This is a genomic window from Streptomyces sp. NPDC051576 (genome assembly GCF_040681835.1).
GTDB lineage: Bacteria > Actinomycetota > Actinomycetes > Streptomycetales > Streptomycetaceae > Streptomyces.
The window spans coordinates 620,705-642,835 of record NZ_JBFAZO010000005.1; the positions used below are offsets into that span (position 1 = coordinate 620,705).

General features: G+C 72.7%; 1 protein-coding gene. It reads right to left on the reverse strand.

Annotation, left to right across the window (positions count from 1 at the left end; translation table 11 throughout):
* Positions 1–21,927 carry a non-ribosomal peptide synthase/polyketide synthase gene (locus tag AB0M63_RS20125; protein WP_366020294.1) on the reverse strand — a complete coding sequence of 7,309 codons (21,927 nt, stop codon included), beginning with the start codon at positions 21,925–21,927 and terminating at the stop codon, positions 1–3.
* Positions 21,928–22,131 lie beyond the last annotated feature (204 nt).

Genomic DNA, 22,131 nt, shown 5'->3' on the forward strand with positions numbered 1-22,131 from the left:
TCAATTGCCGTGGGTGGTGGGTGAGTTCAGGGCGGATGCCCGGTGTACGACCGCCTCCAGCGCCCGGAACCAGGTGCGGGCCAGGTCCGCCACCTGCTCCTCGGTGAGGAGTTCGGCGGCGTACGCCCAGTGGGCGCTCAGTTCCGGGCCCTCGGGGCGGTCCTCGGTGATGGCGTTGAGGGTCAGCGCGTGGGACATCGGCTGACCGGGGTCGGCGTCGAGGTCGGCCGCGTCGTCCTCGGGGGCGTAGGACCAGTCGGCCGCTGACGGGCGGTCGAAGCGACCCATGTAGTTGAACTCGATCTGCGGCTCACCGAGTTGGGCGAGCCGCGGACCTGTCCCGGGGTTGAGGTGCCGCAGCAGTCCGTGTCCGATGCCGGCCGTGGGCAGCGCGGCGAGGTGGTCGCGGATCCGGGACAGGGCCGCGTCCAGCGCGGGCCCGCCCGCGAAGGCGTCCGTCAAGTCGCCCTCGCCCGGGTCGAGTCGTACGGGTACGACGCTGGTGAACCAGCCGACCGTGCGGGACAGGTCGGCGTCGCCCGCGAGTCGCTCCTCGCGGCCGTGTCCCTCCACGTCCACCAGGACGGGCCCGCCTGTCCGTTCCGCGCCCGACTCCCTTGCCCGCCAGTCGCCGACGGCGAGTGCGAACGCGGTCAGCAAGACGTCGTTGACGGTCGCGCCGAAGGCGGCCGGTGCCCGGCTCAGCAGAGGGCCGGTCACGTCGGCGGGCAGGGACAGGGAGAGGTACCGGGTGGTGGCGACCGTGTCGCGGGCCGGGTCGAGCGGGCGGGCCAGCGGGAGTTCGGCGCCCTCCGCGAGCGTGGAGGTCCACCAGGGCAGTTCGTCCTCGGTGGCGGGGTCGGTGGCGCGGGTGCCGAGGAGCTGGGCCCAGCGGGCGAACGACAGCTCCACGGGGGCGAGTTCGGGCGTACGGCCGCCCCTGACCGCCGCCCAGGCAGTGGCCAGGTCGGGCAGCAGGACGCGCCAGGAGACGCCGTCGATCACCAGGTGGTGGACGAGGATCAGCAGCCGTCCCGGCCGTCCGGGTCCGGCGTCGAACCAGACGGCCCGCACCATCGCCCCGTTGTCCGGGTCGAGCCCGGCCCGGGCCGTCTCGGCGTGCCGGGAGATGGCGGCGCGCAGGGCGGTCTCGTCCGCGCCTCGGACGTCGGCCCGGGTGAGCCAGGTGCTGACGTCGGTGTCCCGCGCCGCCGGCACCCGCAGGGTCCACTCGGGTACGCGGTCGAGCCGGGCGCGGAGCATGTCGTGCCGGTCGGCGAGGGCCTTGAGGACGGCCAGCAGGCCGGGTTCGGTCAGGTCGGCCGGGGTCTGGACCAGGGCCGCCTGGTGGTAGGCGGCGATGGGTCCGCCGCGCTCCAGCAGGCCGCGCATGATCGGGGTGAGGGAGACGGTGCCGGTGCCGTCGTCGTGCACGGCGTGGCGTTCGTCGGTGCCGAGCGGTACGGCGACGGCCGCGAGGGCGGCGACGGTGCGGTGCTGGAAGACCTGGCGCGGGGTGACGCGCAGGCCGCCCGCCCTTGCGCGGGCGACGAGTTGCATGGCGACGATGCTGTCGCCGCCGAAGGTGAAGAAGTCGTCGTCCGCCCCGACCGCCTCGGCGGGCAGCCCGAGGGCGTCCGCGAACAGGTCGCGCAGGGTGTGCTCGGTGTCGTTCGCCGGGGCCCGACCGCCGCCCCTCGCGGTGAAGTCCGGTGCGGGCAGGGCGGATCGGTCGAGCTTGCCGTTGGTCATCAGCGGCAGTCGGTCGAGGACGACCACGGCGGCCGGGACCATGTAGTCGGGCAGTACGGCGGCGGCATGGGCGCGCAGCTCAGTGCCATCCGTCCCGCCCGCGACCGCGTAGGCGATCAACTGGCGTATGCCGGGCCGGTGTTCGCGGGCGACCACGACCGTCCGGGTGACGGCCGGGTGGGTGTCCAACGCGGCCTCGATCTCGGCGAGTTCGATGCGGTAGCCGCGGATCTTGACCTGGTCGTCGGTGCGGCCGGCGAACTCCAGCAGACCGTCCTCGGTCCAGCGGGCCAGGTCACCGGTGCGGTACATGCGCGCGCCGGGCCGGGTGGCGTACGGGTCGGCGACGAAGCGTTCGGCGGTGAGGGCGGGGCGGTCGAGGTAGCCGCGGGCCAGGCCGGGGCCCGACAGGTACAACTCGCCGGTGACGCCGGGCGGTACGGGGCGCAGGGCGGTGTCGAGGACGTAGGCGCGGGACTCGTGGACGGGGCGTCCGACGACCGGGGAGGCGCTGTCGCGGACCCGGCCGACGAGGGCGTCGACGGTGGCCTCGGTAGGGCCGTACAGGTTGAACGCCTCGGTGTCCGACAGTGCGGCCAGCCGTGTCCACAGCGATTCGGGTACGGCCTCGCCGCCGAAGCCGACCACGGAGAGCGGGCAGTCGCCCTCGGCGCCGATCAGACCGCTGTCCGCCATCTGCGCGAGCAGCGAGGGGGTGACCTCGATGAAGTCGATGCCCCGGCCCCGGATGAACGCGGCCAGGAGCTCGGGATCGCGGCGGGTCTCGTCGTCCGCGATGTGCAGCGCGTGTCCGTCCAGCAGCCACAACTGCGGCTGCCAGGAGGCGTCGAAGGAGAACGACCAGGCGTGGCCGACGCGCAGCCGCCGCAGTCCGGTGCGCTCCCTGGCCACCTGGTGCAGGTCGTGGCGGTGGCTGTGGAAGAGGTTGGCGATGCCTCGCTGGGTGACGACGACGCCCTTGGGGCGGCCGGTGGAGCCCGAGGTGTAGATGACGTAGGCGGGGTGGTCGGGGTCGGGCGCGACGGGTTCCGCCTGCGGCAGTCCATCGGTCGGGGTGTCAACGCGTAGGACCGGTACGTCGGTTGAGGGCAGCGCGGCGGCGGTCTCGCCCGTGGCCAGGATCAGCACCGGTCGGGCGTCCTCCAGCATGCCGGTCAGCCGGGACCCGGGCAGGTCGGGGTCCAGGGGCAGATAGGCGGCGCCCGCCTTCATCACGGCGAGGATCGCGGCGATGTGGCCGGCGGTGCGGGGCAGTGCGAGAGCCACGATCCGCTCGGGTCCGGCACCATGCCCGGTCAGCGTGCGCGCCAATTGCTCTGCGCGGGCGTCGAGTTCGGCGAACGTCCAGGTCGTACGGCCGTCGGTGACGGCGACCGCGTCCGGGCTCGCGGCGGCCTGCGCGGCGAACAACGCCGGTACGGTGCCGAGTCGTTCGGCCTCCGGCTCGGGCAGCGCGGTGTCGTTCCAGGTCTCCAGGACCGTGTGCCGCTCGACGGAGTCGAGCAGGTCGAGTCGGCCGACGGGGCGGTCGGGGTCGGCCGCCATGCCGGTGAGGAGGGCGGTCAGGGCCTCCGAGATCCGTCGTACGACGGACGGTTGGAACAGGTCGGGCCTGAACTCGGCGGTCAGCCGCAGCCGTTCGGCGGGCTCGACCGCCCACGCAAACGGGTAGTGGGTGGAGTCCTCGTGGTCTCGGACGGTGACGCGCGGCCCGTCGCCCTCCTCGTCCGCGTAGGCGACCGGGTAGGACTCGAACACCACGAGTGTGTCGAAGAGTTCGCCGAGTCCGGCGGCCCGCTGGATGTCGGCGAGGCCGAGGTGCTGGTGGGCGATGAGCCGGGACTGCTCGTCCTGGAGCCGGGCCAGCAGGGCGGCCGTGCTCTCCTCCGGGCGGACCCGCACCCGTACCGGCACGGTGTTGATGAACAGGCCGATCATCGACTCGGCCCCGGCGAGTTCGGGCGAGCGCCCGGCGACGGTGGCGCCGAACACCACGTCGCCCCGTCCGGTGAGACGGCCGAGGAGCACGCCCCAGGCGGCCTGGACCAGGGTGTTGACGGTGACGCCCTGGCGCCGCGCGAACGCCTCCAGCTCCGCCGTGCGGTCCGGGTCCAACTCCGTGGTGTGCGTGCGGGGTACGACGGCGGCACGGTCGGGGTCGACGGGTGCGAGCCGAGTGGGCTCGGCCAGTCCGCCGAGGGCCTCGGCCCACGCGGCGGCGGAGGCGGCCGGGTCCTGGGCGGCGAGGAGCCGGAGGTGCTCGCGGTACGGGGCGGAGGCGGCCGGTGTGCGGCCCTCGTAGCGCGCCCACAGTTCGGCGGTGAGCAGCGGCAGCGACCAGCCGTCCAGCAGGAGGTGCTGGTGCGAGAGCACGAGCCGGTGCCGGTCCGGACCGAGCCGGGCCAGCAACAGCCGCAGCAGCAGCGGGTGTTCGGGGTCGAAGCGGCGCCGCTCCTGGACGAGCAGCCGGTCCCAGTCCTCGGGGTCGTCGGTCAGGTCGAGCTGCCGCCACGGCAGTACGGCCGTACGCGGTACGACGGCGACGGGCCGCCCGGAGGCCAGGTGCCGGAAGCCGCTGCGCAGGTTCTCGTGCGCGTCGAGCACGGACTGCGCGGCGGTGTGCAACCGGTCGGCGTCGAGGGGGCCGTCCAGGTCGTAGGAGACCTGGACGGTGTAGACGTCCGGTCCGTCGTCGCCCGAGTCGAGGGCGGCGTGGAAGAGCAGGCCGGCCTGGAGCGGGGAGACGGGCAGGACCTCGGTTCCGGCGGGCAGGGCGGCGAGTTCGGCGCGCTCGTCGTCGGTGAGGTCGAGCAGCACGGTGTCGTCGTCGCGCCTGGCGGCGACCGTGGTCGCAGTCACGCGCGCCAGCCCCGCGGCCGACTTGCGGCGGAAGACGTCACGCGGGCTGAAGGTGAGTCCGGCGGCGCGGGCGCGGGCGACCAGTTGCATGGCGACGATGCTGTCGCCGCCGAGGGAGAAGAAGTCGTCCTCGACACCGACGCGTTCGAGACCGAGGACGTCCGCGACGAGCGCGCAGAGGGTCTCCTCCAGCGCGGTGCGCGGGCGGGTGTCGGTCACCTCGGCGGCGAAGTCGGGGGCGGGCAGAGCGCGTCGGTCCAGTTTGCCGTTCGGGGTGAGCGGGAGGGTGGCCAGGGTGACGACGGCGGCCGGGACCATGTGGTCGGGCAGCGATCGGGCGGCGTGGGCCCGGAGTTCGGCGGAGTCGGCCGGGGCGCCGGACGGTACGACATACGCGACGAGCCGTTCGTCCCGTACGACGACCGTGGCGTGCGCGACGCTCTCGTGCGCGGCCAACACGGTCTCGATCTCGCCGAGTTCGATACGGAAGCCGCGCAGTTTGACCTGGTCGTCGGCGCGGCCCAGGTACTCCAGTGCGCCGTCCCGAGTCCAGCGGGCCAGGTCGCCCGTGCGGTACATACGGGCGCCGGGCTCGGTGGCGTAGGGATCGGCCACGAAGCGTTCGGCGGTCAGGGCGGAGCGGCCGAGGTAGCCGCGCGCCAACTGGACGCCCGCCAGATACAGTTCGCCGGCCACTCCGGGCGGTACCGGGTTCAGGGCGGCGTCGAGGACGTAGGTGCGGGTGTTCCACACCGGGCGGCCGATCGGCACGGTGGCCTGGTCGGCGGGGACCTCGTGGGCGGTGACGTCGACGGACGCCTCCGTGGGGCCGTAGAGGTTGTGCAGGCGCGCGTCCGGGAGGACCTGGTGGCAGCGGGCGGCCAGCGGGGCGGGCAACGCCTCGCCACTGCACATGACTTGGCGCAGTCCGGTGCATCGGGCGGCGGCGGGCTCGTCGAGGAAGGCGCGCAGCATCGACGGCACGAAGTGGGCCGTGGTGATGTGCTGACGCTCGATCAGTTCGGCGAGGTGGACGGGGTCCTGGTGGCCTTCGGGGCGGGCCACGACGAGGGTGGCGCCGGTGATCAGCGGCCAGAAGAACTCCCACACCGACACGTCGAAGCCGGCCGGGGTCTTCTGCAGTACCCGGTCGTCGGTGTCGAGTCGGTAGGTGTCCTGCATCCACAACAGGCGGTTGGTGATGCCCTGGTGGGGGACGGTGACGCCCTTGGGTCGGCCGGTGGAGCCGGAGGTGTAGATGACGTAGGCGGGGTGGCGGGGGTCGAAGGCGGTGGGCAGAGGTGCGTGGGCGGGGCGGTCGGGGGCGCCGTCCGTATCGACCGTGAGGATGCGCACGTCGGTGTCCGGGAGGGCGACGCCCTCCGTGGTGACCAGGCAGACCGGGCGGGCGTCGGCGAGCGTGTAGGCGAGGCGGTCGGCGGGGTAGCCGGTGTCGAGGGGCAGATAGGCGGCGCCCGATCGGTGGACCGCGAGGAGAGCCACTACCAGGGCGAGGGAGCGCGGTATCGCGACGGCGACGACGGCCTCCGCCTCCGCGCCGTGGGCGGCGAGGGTGTGCGCCAACTTCTCCACGCGCACGTCGAGTTCGGCGTAGGTGAGGGCGGTGCCCTCGAAGACGACCGCCGTGGCCTCGGGCGTGCGGGCGACCTGGCAACGGAACAGTTCAGGCAGGGTGAGGTCGGGAACGGTGCGCGCGGTGGCGTTCCAGTCGGTGAGGACGAGGGCGCGTTCGTCGGCGCGCAGGACGTCGAGAGTGCCGAGGCGCCGGTCCGGGTCGGTGGCGATCTGGGCGAGGAGCGACTCCAGCCGCTGGGCGAGGAGTTCGGCGGTGGACTCGTCGAAGAGGTCGGCGCTGTACTCGATCCAGCAGCGCATGCCGTCGGCGCCCTGCTCGACGAAGTCGAAGCTGAGGTCGAACTTGGCGCCCTGCTGGCCGAGTTCCTCGCGGCGGGCGGTCAGGCCGGGCAGGGCGGGGGTGGCACCCTCGTCGTCGAGGTGGACGACCATCACCTGGAACAGCGGGTGCCGGGCCAGTGAGCGGGCCGGGTTGATCGCCTCGACCAGCCGCTCGAAGGGCAGGTCCTGGTGCTCGTAGGCGGCGAGGTCGGTGTCCCGGACGCGGGCGAGCAGATCGGCGAACGTGGGGTCACCGGACAGATCGGCGCGCAGGACAAGGGTGTTGACGAAGAAGCCGACCAGATCTTCGAGCTGTTCGTCGGCCCGCCCGGAGATCGGCGCGCCGAGCGGGATGTCGTCCCCGGCGCCGAGCCGGTGCAGCAGTGCGGCGACGGCGGCCTGGGTGACCATGAACATACTGACCCCGTGGCGGCGGGCCAACGCGCGGAGCTGTGCCGTGCGTTCGGCGTCGAGGGTCAGCCCGACGGCGCCGCCCTGGTGACTGCTCTCCAGCGGCCGGGGCCGGTCGACCGGCAACGCGAGTTCGTCCGGCAGGCCTGCCAAGGTGTCCTGCCAGTACGAGAGTTGGCGGGACTGACGGCTGTCCGGAGAATCGGGGTCACCGAGGGCCTCGCGGTGCCAGAGGGCGTAGTCGGCGTACTGCACCGGCAGCGGCTCCCACGCGGGTGCGCGTTCCTCGCGCCGGGCCTCGTAGGCGGTGGCCAGGTCGCGCCACAGGGGCCCGTCGGACCACTGGTCACCGGCGATGTGGTGGAGCACCAGCAGTAGGACGTGCTCGTCCTCGCCCACCTCGAACACGTGGGCGCGCAGCGGGAGTTCACGGTCGATGTCGAAGCCGCGCGCGGCGACCTCGGCAAGCAGGCCGGGCAGTTCGGCCTCCGTGACCTGGCTGTGGTGGAGGGGCACCGAGGCCTGCTCCAGCACGACCTGGTGGGGGTGGCCGTCCCGCTCGGGGAAGACCGTGCGCAGGCTTTCGTGCCGTAGAGCGACGTCGTCGAGCGCGGCGGAGAGGGCGTCCCGATCGAGCGCGCCGGTCAGTCGCCAGGCGGCCGGGATGTTGTAGGTGGCTCCGGGACCCTCGATGCGGTGCAGCAGCCACAGGCGCTGCTGGGCGAAGGAGAGCGGGAGTTCGTCGGGCCGTTCGGCGGGGACGAGGGCGGGGAGTCCGCCGGCCCGGTCGTCGAGGCGGGCCGCGAGGAGAGCGGGGGTGGACGCCTCGAAGACGGTACGGACGGTGAGGTCGGCGCCGAACAGCGCGCGGACACGGCTGACCAGCCGCATGGCGAGCAGGGAGTGACCACCGAGCGCGAAGAAGTCGCCGTCCGCGCCCACCCGTTCGACGCCGAGGACATCGCCGAAGAGTCCGGCGAGGATCTCCTCGCGCGGGCTGCGGGGCGCCGTCGTCGCCGTGTCGGTGCCCGCGGTCGTGAAGTCGGGGGCGGGCAGGGCCGCGCGGTCGAGCTTGCCGTTGGGGGTCAGCGGCAGCGCGTCGAGCGCGACGAAGGCGGCCGGGACCATGTGGGCGGGGAGCGCGGCGGCGGTGTGGGCGCGCAGAGTCGTCGGTTCGACGGGTCCGGCCGGGACCACGTACGCGACGAGGGTCTGCTCCCGGACCACCACGACGGCGTGCGCGACGGACGGGTGCGTGGTCAACACGCCCTCGATCTCGCCGGGTTCGACGCGGAAGCCGCGCACCTTCACCTGGTCGTCGGTGCGGCCGAGGTACTCGACGGTGCCGTCGGGGTTCCAGCGTGCCAGGTCGCCCGTGCGGTACATACGGGTGCCCGGGACACCGTACGGATCGGCGACGAACCGCTCGGCGGTCAGGCCGGGGCGGTCGAGGTAGCCGCGGGCGAGCTGTACGCCCGCGAGGTACAGCTCGCCCGGGACACCGGGCGGTACCGGGCGCAGTCCGGCGTCGAGGACGTAGGTGCGGGTGTTCCACACCGGGCGACCGATCGGCACGCTCGGCGCGTCCGGTCCGATCTCCACGGCCGTCACGTCGACGGAGGCCTCGGTCGGGCCGTAGAGGTTGTGGAGTGCGGTGCTGGTCAGGGTGGTGTGGAAGCGGTGGGTGAGGGCGACGGGCAGGGCTTCGCCGCTGCACATGACCCGCCGCAGACCGGTGCAGTCGGCGGCGGCCGGTTCCTCCAGGAAGAGTTGGAGCATGGAGGGCACGAAGTGGACGGTGGTGACGTCCTGTTCGCGGATCAGCCGGGCGAGGTAGGCCGGGTCGCGGTGGCCCTCGGGGCGGGCTACGACCAGGGTGGCGCCGGTGATCAGCGGCCAGAAGAACTCCCACACCGACACGTCGAAGCTGGACGGCGTCTTCTGCAACACCCGGTCGTCGGCGTCGAGTCGGTAGGTGTCCTGCATCCACAGCAGGCGGTTGACGATGCCCTCGTGCGGGACGACCACGCCCTTGGGACGGCCGGTGGAGCCGGAGGTGTAGATGACGTACGCGGGGTGCGACGGGTCGTAGGACGTGGGGAGTCGGCCCTCGGGTCCGGTCGGCAGGGTGTCCCGGATGACGTACACCGGGCGGGCGTCCTCGACCATGAGGGCAAGGCGCTCTTCCGGGTAGTCGGGGTCGAGCGGGAGGTAGGCGGCTCCGGCACGGTGGACGGCGAGCAGGGCGACGACGAGGTCGAGCGAGCGCGGCAGCGCTACGGCCACCGTCTCTTCGGGGCCCGCGCCGAGGGCGGCCAACACCCGTGCCGTGCGCTCCACTTGGGCGTCCAGCTCCGCGTAGGTCAGATGCTCGCCCTCGAAGACGAGTGCCGTGGCGTCCGGGGTGCGGGAGGCCTGGGCGCGGAAGAGTTCCGGCAGGGTGGTGGCGGGGACGGGGTGCTCGGTGGCGTTCCACTCCCCCAGGACCAGGGCGCGTTCGGTGTCCTCCAGGAGGTCGAAGTCCCTTACCGCGCGGTCGGGTTCGGCCGCCGCGTGGTCCAGCAGGCGGGCCATGCGGCCGGCGATGCGTTCGGCGGTGGTGTGGTCGAAGAGGTCGGTCGCGTACTCCAGGAGCAGGACCACCCGGTCGCGGCCGGTCTCGTCGACGAAGGTGAAGTGGAGGTCGAACTTGGCCATGCCGGTGTCCATGTCGAACCACTCGGTCGCGACTCCGAGCACGTCCGGGTCGCCGTCGGGACGGTGGTGGTAGCCGAGCATGACCTGGAAGAGCGGGTTGCGACCGGCCACGCGAGGCGGGTTGACGGCCTCCACGACCCGGTCGAAGGGCAGGTCCTGGTACTCGAAGGCGGCCAGGGACGACTCCCTTACCCGGCCCAGGAGTTGACGGAAGGACAGCTCATCGCCCGACACATCGGTGCGCAGCACGAGCGTGTTGACGAAGAAGCCCACCAGGTCGGCGAGGGCCTCGTCGGTGCGGCCCGCGATGGGGGCGCCGAGCGGGATGTCGTCGCCCGCGCCGAGCCGGTTCAGGAGTGCGGCGGTGGCTGCCTGGAACAGCATGAACATGCTGGTGCCGGTGGCGCCGGAGAGGTCGCGCAGGGCGTGGCCGGTGGCGGTGGGCAGTTCCAGGCGGACCTTGCCGCCGTGGCCGGTCGGCTCGGCGGGCCGGGGCCGGTCGGCGGGCAGGGCGAGTTCGTCGGGCAGACCGCGCAAGGCGTCCGCCCAGTGGGCGAGTTGGGCTTCGCCGGTGCGGGCGAGGAGGTCGTCCTGCCAGAGGGTGTAGTCGGCGTACTGCACCGGCAGCGGCGCCCATTCGGGGGCCCGTCCCTCGCGGCGGGCCGCGTAGGCGGTGTCGAGGTCGGCGAGGAAGGGGCGGTCGGACCATTCGTCGGTGGTGATGTGGTGCAGGACGACGGCCACCACGTGCTCGTCCGGGCCGAGCCTGAACACCTCGCAGCGCAGCGGGAGTTCAGTGGTGAGGTCGAAGGGGCGGCGCTGGGCGGACTCGATCAGCGCGGGCAGATCGTCCTCGGCGCAGTCGACGACCGTGCAGGCCTGGTCCGCCTCCTCGGCCGGGACGATGCGCTGGTACGGCTCGCCCTCATGGGTCGGGAACACTGTCCGCAGAGCCTCGTGCCGTCCGGCGACGTCCCGCAGGGCGACGGCCAGGGCCTCTGTGTCGAGGCCCCCGCGCAGCCGGAAGACCAGCGGGAAGTTGTAGGCGACACCGCTGCCGGTGATCTGCTCGACGAGCAACAGCCGCCGCTGGGCGGCCGACAGCGGGATGCGGGCGGGCCGGTCGGCGACGGACGTGACCGCCGGACGGGCCGGGGTCGCCACGTCCGCGCGCCCCGCGAGCAGGGCGGGGGTGGGCGCCTCGAAGAGGTCGCGGATGGCGAGTTCGGCGCCCAGTTCGGTGCGGGCGCGGCTGACCAGCCGGGTGGCGAGCAGTGAATGGCCGCCCAGGTCGAAGAAGTTGTCCTCCGCGCCGACCTCGGGCAGCCCCAGCACCTCGGCGAACAGGCGGCAGAGCACCTCTTCCTGCGGGGTGCGCGGGCCGCGTCCGCCGCCGAGGGCGACGGCGGGCTCGGCGTCGGGCAGGGCGCGGACGTCGAGCTTGCCGTTGGCGTTCATGGGCAGGCCGTCGACGGTGACGAAGGCCGACGGGACCATGTAGTCGGGCAGTTCGCGGCCCAGGTCCTCACGCAGCCTGCGCACCAGCGCGCTCGCCTCGCGGGCGGCGGTGGGGTCGTTGGCGTAGGGGCGGGCGCCGCCACCGGACCGGAACAGACCGCCGGTCAGGCGGAGTTCGTCGGACCGCAGGAAGACCGCGTCGTACGTCCCGTCCCGCTCCGACCAGGTCGTCAGCACCCGGTAACCGGCCGCCGTACCCAACTCGTGCAGGTGCTCGGGGTCGACGCCCGCCTCGCTCGTACGGCCGTCGGGGATGCCGGTGAAGCGCAGCGCCTCGGGCCATTCGCCGCGCGGGCGTTCGGTGGTGGCGCCGGTCGCGGACCAACCGCCGCGCAGGAGTTCACCGATCGCCTCGGCCGACGTCCGGTCGCCGCGCAGGAGTTCGCCGATGGTGTGGCCGGTGGCCCAGTCGACGGACGGGGTGCTGTCCAGGCGTACGTCCGGTTCGTCGGCGTAGAGGACGACGTCGTAGCGGTGCCGGGACAGTTCGTTGTGGTGGTGGGCGCGCTTGGTGCGCAGGTCGACTCCGTAGCCGAGGGTGGTGAAGTAGTCGGGGTCGACGAGGAGTTCCTTCTCCAGGCGCAGACCGCGTTCCACCGCCCGCTCCAGGTCCGCTTCGGCGGTGCCCCTGGCGCGCTGGATCTCGGTGTGGAAGGTGCCGGCGAGCCGCAGGTTGCGGACGTCGCCGACGAACAGGGCGCCGCCGGGTGCGAGCAGTTCCATCAGGCCGTGCAGGACGGTGCTGAGGTGGTCGACGCTCGGGAAGTACTGGATGACGGAGTTGATGACGATGGTGTCGAAGTAGCCGGTCGGCAGACCGCTCAGGTCCTCGGCCGGGCGGCACCGCAGTTCGACCTTGGCGGCCAGCGCGGGGTCGCGGCTCACCTCCTCGCCGATCTTGCGGATGACGGGGGCGGCGAAGTCGGTCGCCCAGTAGGCCTCAGCCTCCGGGGCGAGCCGGGACAGCAACAGGCCGGAGCCGACGCCGATTTCGAGGATACGCCGGGGCTTGAGCGAGCCGATGCGGGCGAGCGTGGCCTCGCGCCATTCGTGCATCTCCTCGAAGGGGATGGGTTGTCCGTCGTAGGAGCTGTCCCAGCCGTCGTACTGCTCGGTGAAGACGGCGGTGCCGATCTCCTCGTACTCGTCGGAGTAGATCTCCTGCCACTCCCCCACCTGCGCGGCCTCGGCGGCGGTGCGTTCGGCCGAGTCGGCACCGGAGGGGACCACGTAGCCGACAAGGCGTTCGTCGCGGACGACCACGGCGGCCTGGGCGACCAGCGGGTGGCGGCTGAGGGCGGTCTCGATCTCGCCGGGTTCGATGCGGTAGCCGCGGATCTTGACCTGGTCGTCGGTACGGCCGAGGAAGTCGAGGTTGCCGTCGGGGTTGCGACGGACCAGGTCGCCGGTGCGGTACATGCGCTCACCGGGCTCGCCGAACGGGTCGGCGACGAAGCGCTCGGAGGTCAGCGCGGGCCGGTCCAAGTAGCCGCGGGCCAGGCCGATTCCGGCGATGTACAGCTCACCGGGGACGCCGTCGGGCACCGGGCGCAGCCAGGCGTCGAGGAGGTGGGCGCGGGTGCCGCGGATGGGCTTGCCGACGGTGGGGGTGTCGCTGTCGAGGGTGCCGCCACCGAGGGTGTTGATGGTGTACTCGGTCGGCCCGTACAGGTTGTAGCCGTACGTCCCCTCGGTGTCACGCAGGGCCGCCCACACCGTCTCCGGGACGGCCTCGCCGCCGAGCAGCACCAGCGGCGGGACGTGGCCCTCCAACAGGCCCTGCTCGATGAGGAGTCGGGCGTAGGTGGGGGTGACGTTGACGACGTCGACGCGGTGGCGTTCGCAGTAGGCGACCAGCGCCTCGGCGTCCCGCCTCAACTCCTCGTCGCAGACGTGCACTTCGTGGCCCTCGACGAGCCAGAGCAGTTCCTCCCACGACATGTCGAAGGCGAAGGACACGGTGTGCGCGATGCGGAGTCGGCGTCCGCCGGCGGAGGCGATGGCGGGTTCGAAGATCTCCTTCTGATGGTTCAACTGCATGTTCGTCAGGCCCCGGTAGGGGGTGACGACGCCCTTGGGGCGGCCGGTGGAGCCGGAGGTGTAGATGACGTAGGCGGGGTGTTCCAGACTGAAGCGACGACGGACGGGATCCGCCGAACGGCTCGCCAACTCGCCCTTGATCTCGGGGTCGTCGAGCAGGACGCGGGTCATCTCGCCGTCCAGCGTGGCGGATACGGCGGTGGTGCTCAGCAGCAGGAGCGGGCGGGCGTCGGCCAGCATCAGGGACAGGCGGTCGGCCGGGTGGTCCAACTCCAGGGGTAGGTAAGCCGCTCCGGTGCGCAGGACCGCGAAGAGAGCGACGACCATGTCGAGGGAGCGCGGGAGAGCGAGGGCGACGACCTTCTCCGGGCCCGCGCCCCGGTCGATCAGCAGCCGGGCCATCCGGTTGACGGCGGCGTCGAGTTCGGCGTACGTCAGGGTGCGCTCGCCGAAGACGAGGGCCCGCTCGTCCGGGGTGCGCTCCGCCTGCGCGGCCAGCAGGTCGGCGATGGTGTCGTCGGGGTCGGGGACCCGGCTCGTCTCCGACTCCCGCCGTAGCGCCGCGATTTCGGCGGGCAGCAGGGGGTCGAGGGAGCCCACCGGCGCCGTGAGGTCGGCGGTGAGGCGGTCGACGAGGAGCGCGAAGCGGTCCAGGAGATCCCGGGCGTGGTCGGTCGGGACGAGGTCGGGGCGGTGGGTGAGGGTGACGGCGATCTCGCGGCCGGGTGTGATGACGAGGTTGGCCGGATAGTGGGTGGCGTCGACGTTGGCGACGGCGGTGGCGCCGTGCCGAATCCTCAGGTCGGCCAGCCGCTCCTCGGTGTCATTGTTGCGCAGCACGAACAGCGTGTCGAAGAGCTTGCGATGTCCCGTCTCGGCCTGGAGGACGCCGAGGCTGAGGTGCTCGTACGGCATGAGGTCGAGGCGTTCGCCCTGGACGCGGCGGAGCAGGTCGAGGACCGGTTCGGCGGGGTCGAGGGATATGCGGGTCGGTACGGTGTTGAGGAAGAGGCCGATGATGTTGCCGACGTCCGGGACCTCGGTGGGCCGGCCGGCCACGGTGGTGCCGAAGACGACGTCGGCGCGGCCGGTCGCGGAGGCGAGGGTGAGTCCCCAGGCCGCGTTGAGGATTGTGTTCAGGGTCAGACCGTGGGCCGGTGCCAACTCACGCAGGCGGTCGCCGAGTTCGGCGGAAAGGCTGAGGTCGAGCTGATCGGGGATGACCGGTTCGAGGCCGTCGGCGGCGGTCGGGGCGAGCAGGGTGGGCTCGTCGAGTCCGGCCAGCGCGGTGCGCCAGGCGGCGGTGGCGACCGAGTCGTCCTGCTCCTCGAGCCAGGTCAGGTAGTCGCGATAACTGCCGGGCGCGGGCAGGGCGTTGGCGTCGCCCCCGGTCTCGTAGAGCGCGAACAGCTCGTCGAGGAAGAGCCAGGCCGACCAGCCGTCCCAGAGGATCAGATGGCGGCCGATGACGAGCCGGTCGCCGCGCTCCGCGCCGAGGCGCAGCAGGAGGAGCCGGAAGAGCGGGGGTGCGGACAGGTCGAAGCGGCGGTTGCGTTCGGCGTCGGTCAACTCCCGCAGCAGTGTGTCCTGTTCGGCGGCGGGGAGCAGGGAGAGGTCGACCTCTTCGAGGGGGATCTCCGGATCCTCGACGATGAACTGCACCGGCTGGTCGAGGCCGTCACTGGTGAAGCCCGCGCGCAGGCCCGGGTTGCGGTCGAGGAGGGTTCGGACGGCGGCGCGCAGCCGGGTGGTGTCCAGGCGGGTGGTGAAGTCGAAGGTCTCGTGGACGGTGTAGACGTCCAACGCGCCCTCGTTGTACGCCGAGTGGAAGAACAGACCCTCCTGGAGAGGGGCCAGTGGCCATACGTCGGCGACGGTCTCCGGGGCGGCCAGGGCGCGGACGCGGGCGTGTTGGGCGTCGGTGAGGGTGAACGCCTCCACGCGGGTGTTCGTGGTGACCGTAGTGGTGGTGGCCGCCGCCGCGAGGGCCGCGGGTGTGCGGTGGGTGAACACGTCGCGCGGGCTCAGGTCCAGGCCGGCGGCCCGGGCGCGGCCAGCGACGCCGATGGAGCTGATGCTGTCGCCGCCGAGACGGAAGAAGTCGTCGTCGGGGCCCGCGTCCTCGATGCCGAGCACGGTCGCGAAGATCTCGGTGAGCCGCTCCTCCAACGGCCCTGCGGGCGCCCGGCGTTCGGCGCGCCCGGCCTCGGGGGCGGGCAGCGCGGCCTGGTCGAGCTTGCCGCTGGGGGTGAGCGGGAGGTCGACGAGGACGACGTACGCCTCGGGGACCAGGGGCGCGGGCAGTGCCTCGGCGAGGGCGGCGCGCAGGTCGGCGGGGTCGAGCACGGCTCCGGACGCCGGGACGGCGTAGGCGACAAGGCGCTGGTCGCGGATGACGACCGCACCCCGGGCCACACCGCGTGCGCTCGTCAACTCGGCCTCGATCTCGCCGAGTTCGACCCGGTTGCCGCGCAGCTTGACCTGGCGGTCGGTGCGGCCGAGGTAGTCGATGGTGCCGTCGGGACGACGGCGTACCAGGTCGCCGGTGCGGTACATGCGGGTGCCGGGCTCGGTGGCGTAGGGGTCGGCGACGAAGCGGTCGGCGGTGAGCGCGGGACGCCGGTGATAGCCGCGGGCCAACTGGACGCCGGTCAGATACAGCTCGCCGGGGACGCCGTCCGGCAGCGGGCGCAGGCAGGAGTCGAGGACGCGCAGGCCGGTGTTCCACACGGGTCGGCCGATGGGCACGGTGGTGCCGGGCGCGCCGTCGTAGGCGTGGTAGGTGACGTCGACGGCGGCCTCGGTGGGGCCGTAGAGGTTGTGGAGCGGGACGCCGGTCAGCTCGTGCCAGCGGTGGGCGGCGGAGCCGGACAGGGCCTCTCCGCTGCTGAACACACGGCGCAGGCCGCCCGCCCACGCGGGGTCGGCGGTGACCTCGTCGGAGGCGAGGAACGCCTCCAGCATCGACGGCACGAAGTGCATCGTGGTGATGGACTCGGCCCGGATCAGGCGGGCCAGATAGGCGGGGTCGCGGTGGCCGTCCGGTGCGGCGAGGACGACGGCGGCGCCCTCGCTCAGCGCCCAGAAGAACTCCCACACACTCACGTCGAAGCTGGACGGCGTCTTCTGCAACACCCGGTCGTCGGCGGTGAGTTCGTAGGCGCCCTGCATCCAGGCGAGCCGGTTGCCGATGGCTCGGTGGGTGACGACGACACCCTTGGGGCGGCCGGTGGAGCCGGAGGTGTAGATGAGGTAGGCGGGGTCGTCGGGGCGGGCCGGGTCCTGGTCGCCGCCGAACAGGGCCTCTTCGTCTTCCGCGTCCACGCGCAGCACATCCAGGCCGTCGACGGACGGCAGGCGTTCCGCGTCCCGTTCCGTCGTGACGACCGTCGTCGCCCCCGAGTCGGCCAGCATGTACGCGAGGCGCTCGGCCGGATAGTCCAGGTCGAGGGGCAGATAGGCGGCCCCCGACTTCAGGACCCCCAGCAGCGCCACCATCAGCTCCGCCGAACGCGGCACGGCAACGGCGACGAACCGCTCCCGGCCCGCCCCCTTGGCCCGCAGCCGTGCGGCCAACTCCTCGGCGCGCATGTCGAGTTCGGCGTAGGTCAGGGTCGTCCTGCCGTCGTACACGACAGCCGTGGCGTCCGGTGTGCGCGCGACCTGTGCGGCGAACGCGGCCGCGAGCGTGGTGGCCGGAACCGGCCGGGTCTCCCCCGTCGGGTGTGCGGCGGCCAGCTCGTCCGGGGTGAGCAGGTCTAGGTCGGCGACGCGGGCGCCGGGGTCGTCGGCCAGGGCATGCAGGACGAGGGTGAGCCGGTCGGCGAGCGCCTGCACGGCGTCGGCGTCGAGGCGCCCGGTGTGGTGCTTGAGGCGCAGGTCGAGGCAGCGGCCGGGCTTGACGATGAGGGCGAGGGGGTAGTGCACGGCGTCGTGGAAGGCGTGTCCGGCGACCGCGATCGTGCCGGTCGGGTCAGTGATGCCGGGGGCGCCCTCGCCTCCGGGGTAGTTCTCGAACACCACGAGGGTGTCGAAGAGTTCGCCGTCGCCCGCGTGCCCGGTGGCGCGCTGGATGTCGGCGAGGCCGAGGTGCTGGTGGTCGAGCAGCGCGCTCTGTTCGTCCTGGAGCCGGTCGAGCAGTGTGCCCAGGGTGTCGCCGGGGGTCCAACGCAGGCGGGTGGGCAGGGTGTTGATGAACAGGCCGATCATCGACTCGATGCCGTCGACGGCGGCGTCGCGTCCGGCGACGGTGGTGCCGAACAGGATGTCCTGGCGGCCCGTCATCCGGCCGACGAGCAGTCCCCAGGCGCCCTGGACGAGCGTGCCGAGGGTGACTCCGCGTTCGCGGGCGCGGGCGGCGAGGCGTGAGGTGACGCGCTCGGTCAACTCGACGCGGATCTGGGCGGGTTCGACGGGTCCTGCGGGTGCGGGGGCCTCGACCAGGCGGGTGGGCTCGTCGACCCCGGCGAGCGCGGTCCGCCAAGCGTCGCGGGCGGCCTCTCGGTCGGCGCCGGCGATGCGGCGGAGGTAGCCGCGGTAGGGGGCGACTTCGGGGAGCGGCGTGAGGTTCTCGCCGTAGAGGGCGAGGAGTTCGCGGTGCAGGACGGGCAGGGACCAGCCGTCCGCGACGATGTGATGGAACGTCAGGACCAGTCGGCTGTGGTCCTCGCCGAAGCGGATGAGGGCGCAGCGGATCAGTGGTGGGTGGGCGAGGTCGAAGCGGTGGGTGCGTTCGTCGGCGGCGACGGCGTCGGCGAGGGCGCGGCAGATCGTGGTGTCGTCCTGTGCGGCGAGGTCGATCTCGCGCCAGGGCAGTTCGAGTCCGGACGCGATGAGCTGGACCGGCCGGCCGTCGGGTGTCTGACGGAAGCAGGCGCGCAGCGGGGCGTGCCGGTCCAGCAGTCGCTGCGCGGCCGTGCGCAGCAGGGTGCCGTCGACCGGGCCGGACAGCTCGATGACCTGCTGCACGACATAGGCGTCGCGTTCGGCGCCGTCCACCAGCGCGTGGAAGAAGAAGCCCTCCTGGAGCGGGCCGAGGGGCAGCGTTTCCTCGACGGTGAGCGGGAACTCTCCCTGGAGCGCGGCGAGTTCGTCGTCGTTCAGCGTGTGCCACGGGGTGTCTTCGAGGAGATCGGCCGTGCCGGTGCGGGCGACCGTGGCGAGTTCCGCGACCGTGCGGTGCTTGAACACGTCGCGCGGGGTGAGTTCGAGGCCTGTCCTGCGGGCCAGGATGAGGAGTTGGACGGCGACGATGCTGTCGCCGCCGAGCGCGAAGAAGTCGTCGTCGACGCTGACCGAGGGCACCTTGAGCGCCCGCGCGTACAGGTCGCAGAGCAGCCGTTCGCGGGCGGTCTCCGGTGCGCGGCCCGCGCTGACGCGGGTGAGGTCGGGGACCGGGAGCGCGGCGGCGTCGAGCTTGCCGCTCGGGGTGACGGGCAGCCGGTCGAGCGGGACGAACGCGGCCGGGACCATGTAGTCGGGCAGGTACTCGGTGGCGTGTGTCCGCAGGGTCGACATCAGGGCGTTGACGTTGCGGAAGGGCGCGGGGCGGTTGGTGAGCGGGTGGCAGGCTCCGGGGCGGTACGGGGCCCGTGCTTCTTCTTCGAGGGCGAACACGGCGTCCAGGCTGCCGTCCTCCGCGTCCCCGTTCCAGGTCAGCGCGGTCTCGTAGCCGTACCGGGCGGCCGTCTCGTGCAGCGCCTCGGGGTCGACGCCGTACGGTCCGGCGGCCGTCCTGCTGCTGTCGTGGAGGGCGTCGTGCGCGGCGAGGTCGTCGGCGAGGCGGGCGTTGGGGATGCCGGTGACGCGCAGAAGCTCCGGGCGGTCGGCGAGCAGTGCGTCGAGGGCCTGTAGCGAACCGAGCGCGGGCCAGGGCGACTCGGGGGTCTCCTCGGGTGCGTCCGACTGGGGTCGGAGCACGACGTCGTAGCGGTAACGGGTGAGTTCGTTGTGGTGGGTGCCACGCTTGACGCGGATGTCGGCTCCGAGGCCGTCGAGAGTCGTGAAGTAGTCGGGGTCGACGAGGAGTTCGCCCTCCCAGGCGACAGCCCGGTCCACGGCGGCGCGCAGCGCCTCCTTGTCGTCGTCGGCCTCGTCCCGTACCTGCCCGCCCTCGACGGCCGCGCTCAGGGTGCGGAGCAGTCGCAGGTTGCGTACGTCACCGACGAACAACGCGCCGCCGAGGGCGAGGAGTTCGGCCGCGTTCTGGAGTACGTCGGTGAGGTAGTCGCCGCCGGGGAAGTACTGGATCACGGAGTTGACGACGATCGTGTCGAAGTGGCCCTCGGGCAGTCCGGTGAGGTCGTGCGCGGGGCGGGCCAACAGGGTGACGCGGTCGGCGAGTTCGGGGATCGCGGACACCTGGGCGTCCAGGGCGCGTACGGCTTCCTCGGAGAGGTCGGTGCCCCAGTACTCCTCGCAGTCCGGGGCGAGCCGGGACAGCAGCAGGCCGGATCCGACGCCGATCTCCAGGATGCGCCGGGGCCGTAGCGCGCGGATGCGGTCGAGGGTGGCCTCGCGCCACTCGCGCATGTCGGCGAGGGGGATGGGCAGCCCGTCGTACATGCTGTTCCAGCCCGCGAAGTTCTCCTCGAAACCGTCCGATCCGGCTGCGGAGTACAGGAGTTCGTGCAGGTCCTTCCAGTCGGCGACGCCTTCGTCGGGGGTCGCCTCGGCGTCCAGGGAGGGCACCACGTAGGCGGCGAGGCGGCGTTCGCCGGGGCGGTCCTCGCGGACGACCACGGCGGCCTGGTCGACGGCCGGGTGGGAGCGCAGGACCGATTCGATCTCGCCGGGTTCGATGCGGAAGCCGCGGATCTTGACCTGGGTGTCGACGCGGCCGTGGAACTCCAGTCGGCCGTCCGACTTCCAGCGCACCAAGTCGCCGGTGCGGTACAGGCGTTCGCCGGGTGCGCCGAAGGGGTCGGCGACGAAGCGTTCGGCGGTCAGGGCGGGGCGGCCGAGGTAGCCGCGGGCCAGGCCGTCGCCCGCGAGGTAGAGCTCACCCGTGACACCGGCGGGGACGGGGCGCAGCCGGTCGTCCAGGACGTAGGCGCGGGTGCCGGGGTCGGGTATGCCGATGGGCACGATGGTGCCGGCCGGGGTGTCCGGATCGCAGAGGCCGAGGGTGGAGTTGGTGGTGGCCTCGGTCGGGCCGTAGGCGTTGAACATCATCCGGCCGCGTGCGTAGCGTCCGACCAACTCGGGCGAGACGCGCTCGGTTCCGGCCAGGAGGGTTGCCTCGGGCGGGAGTTGGACGTCCTCGGGCAGCGCGGCGAGCAGCGCGGGCGGCAGGATCATGAAGGTGATGCCGTGCTCGTTGGCGTAGTCCGCGAGGGGTGCGCCGGGGACGCGGCGGTCGGCGGGGACGACGACCAGGCGGCCACCTGACAGCAGGCCGAGGCACAGGTCCCAGAACGCCACGTCGAAGCTGGGCGAGGCGAACTGGAGGACCCGGCTGTGCGGGCCGATCCCGAAGCGCTCCCGCTGGGTGGCGACGAGTTTGGCGACACCCGCGTGGGACAGCACCGTGCCCTTGGGGCGGCCGGTGGAGCCCGAGGTGTAGATGACGTAGGCCGCGTGCGCGGTCGTCAACTCGTCGGCGGTGGAGGGGCCTTGGTCGGGGTACGCGGCCAGTTCGGCGACCGTGTCCGGGGCGTCGAGGATCAGCGGGTCCAGGTCCGGTGGAAGGTCGGGAGCGATCTCGGCGGTGGTGACGAGGCAGACCGGGCGGGCGTCGGCGAGCATGTAGGCGATGCGGTCGGTCGGGTAGTCGGTGTCGACGGGCAGATAGGCGGCGCCCGCCTTCAGGACGGCGATCTCGGCGACGATCATGTCGGCCGAGCGCGGTACGGCGAGCGCGACGACCTGCTCGGGACCGGCGCCCCGGGCCACCAGTGCGTGTGCCAACTTCGCGGCGCGGGCGTCGAGTTCGGCGTAGGTGAGGCGGACGTCCTCGTGGATGAGGGCCATCTCGTGCGGGCGGGCGGCGACCTGGTCGGCGAACATGCGGGGCCAGGTGAGCGCGGGCACGTCGTGTGCGGTGTTGTTCCAGTCGTGGAGGATGCGGTGCCGCTCGCCGGCGCCGAGGAGTTCGAGGTCGGCGACCGGGGTGTCCGGGCGGGCGAGGGCGTCGGTGAGGAGGGTGCCGTAGTGGCCGAGGATCCGGTCGACGGTGGCGGGTTCGAAGAGGTCGGTCCGGTAGTCCGCCGAGACCTCGCCCTCGGTGACGGTGAGGGCGAGGTCCAGTGGGACGGTCTCGTCCCAGGGGGCGGGGCCGAAGCCGGTGGCGCACAACAGGCCGCCACCGCGGAAGGGTTCGGGGGCGAGGAGCCGTAGCAGCTCGGTGGTGGGCAGGTGGTGGGCGGCGGCCTCCGCGCGTACGGCCGTGATCTGGTCGCGGAGTTGGGCGAACGGGGTGTCGCCGTCGACGGTGACACGCAGCGGGAGGCCCTCGTGGGCCACGGCCGTCTCGGTGGCCGTGGTGCCGCCGTAGCGGTGCAACAGGGCGACGAAGGCGGCGAGTTGGGTCGCCGCGTCGGCCGTCGCGGCGGGCGTGGCCGTGCGGCGCGCGCGGGAGACCGGGCCGTCCTGGCGCGGTGGGCGGGGGAAGTCCAGCGGGAGTGAGGTCTCCGGCACCGGAGACGCGAACCGGCGTCGCCAGAAGTCGTTCGTCTCCGTTGCCCGTGCGGAAGAAAGCCTGTTGCCCGCCACAGCTGCCCGTGCCTCCCCATGTGTGCGGAACGGCTCAGCGGAGCCGCGACCGCTCGCATAGTAAGGTAAGCATTGCCTTACTTGATAGACCTCCCGGGCAACCACCGGCCCATGTCACAGTCACTGAGGTTATGCTCACCTAAGCTGCTGTCCGGGCTCTCCGGTGGTCCGCCAACAGGGCTCCAGAGCACGGCACATGACCCG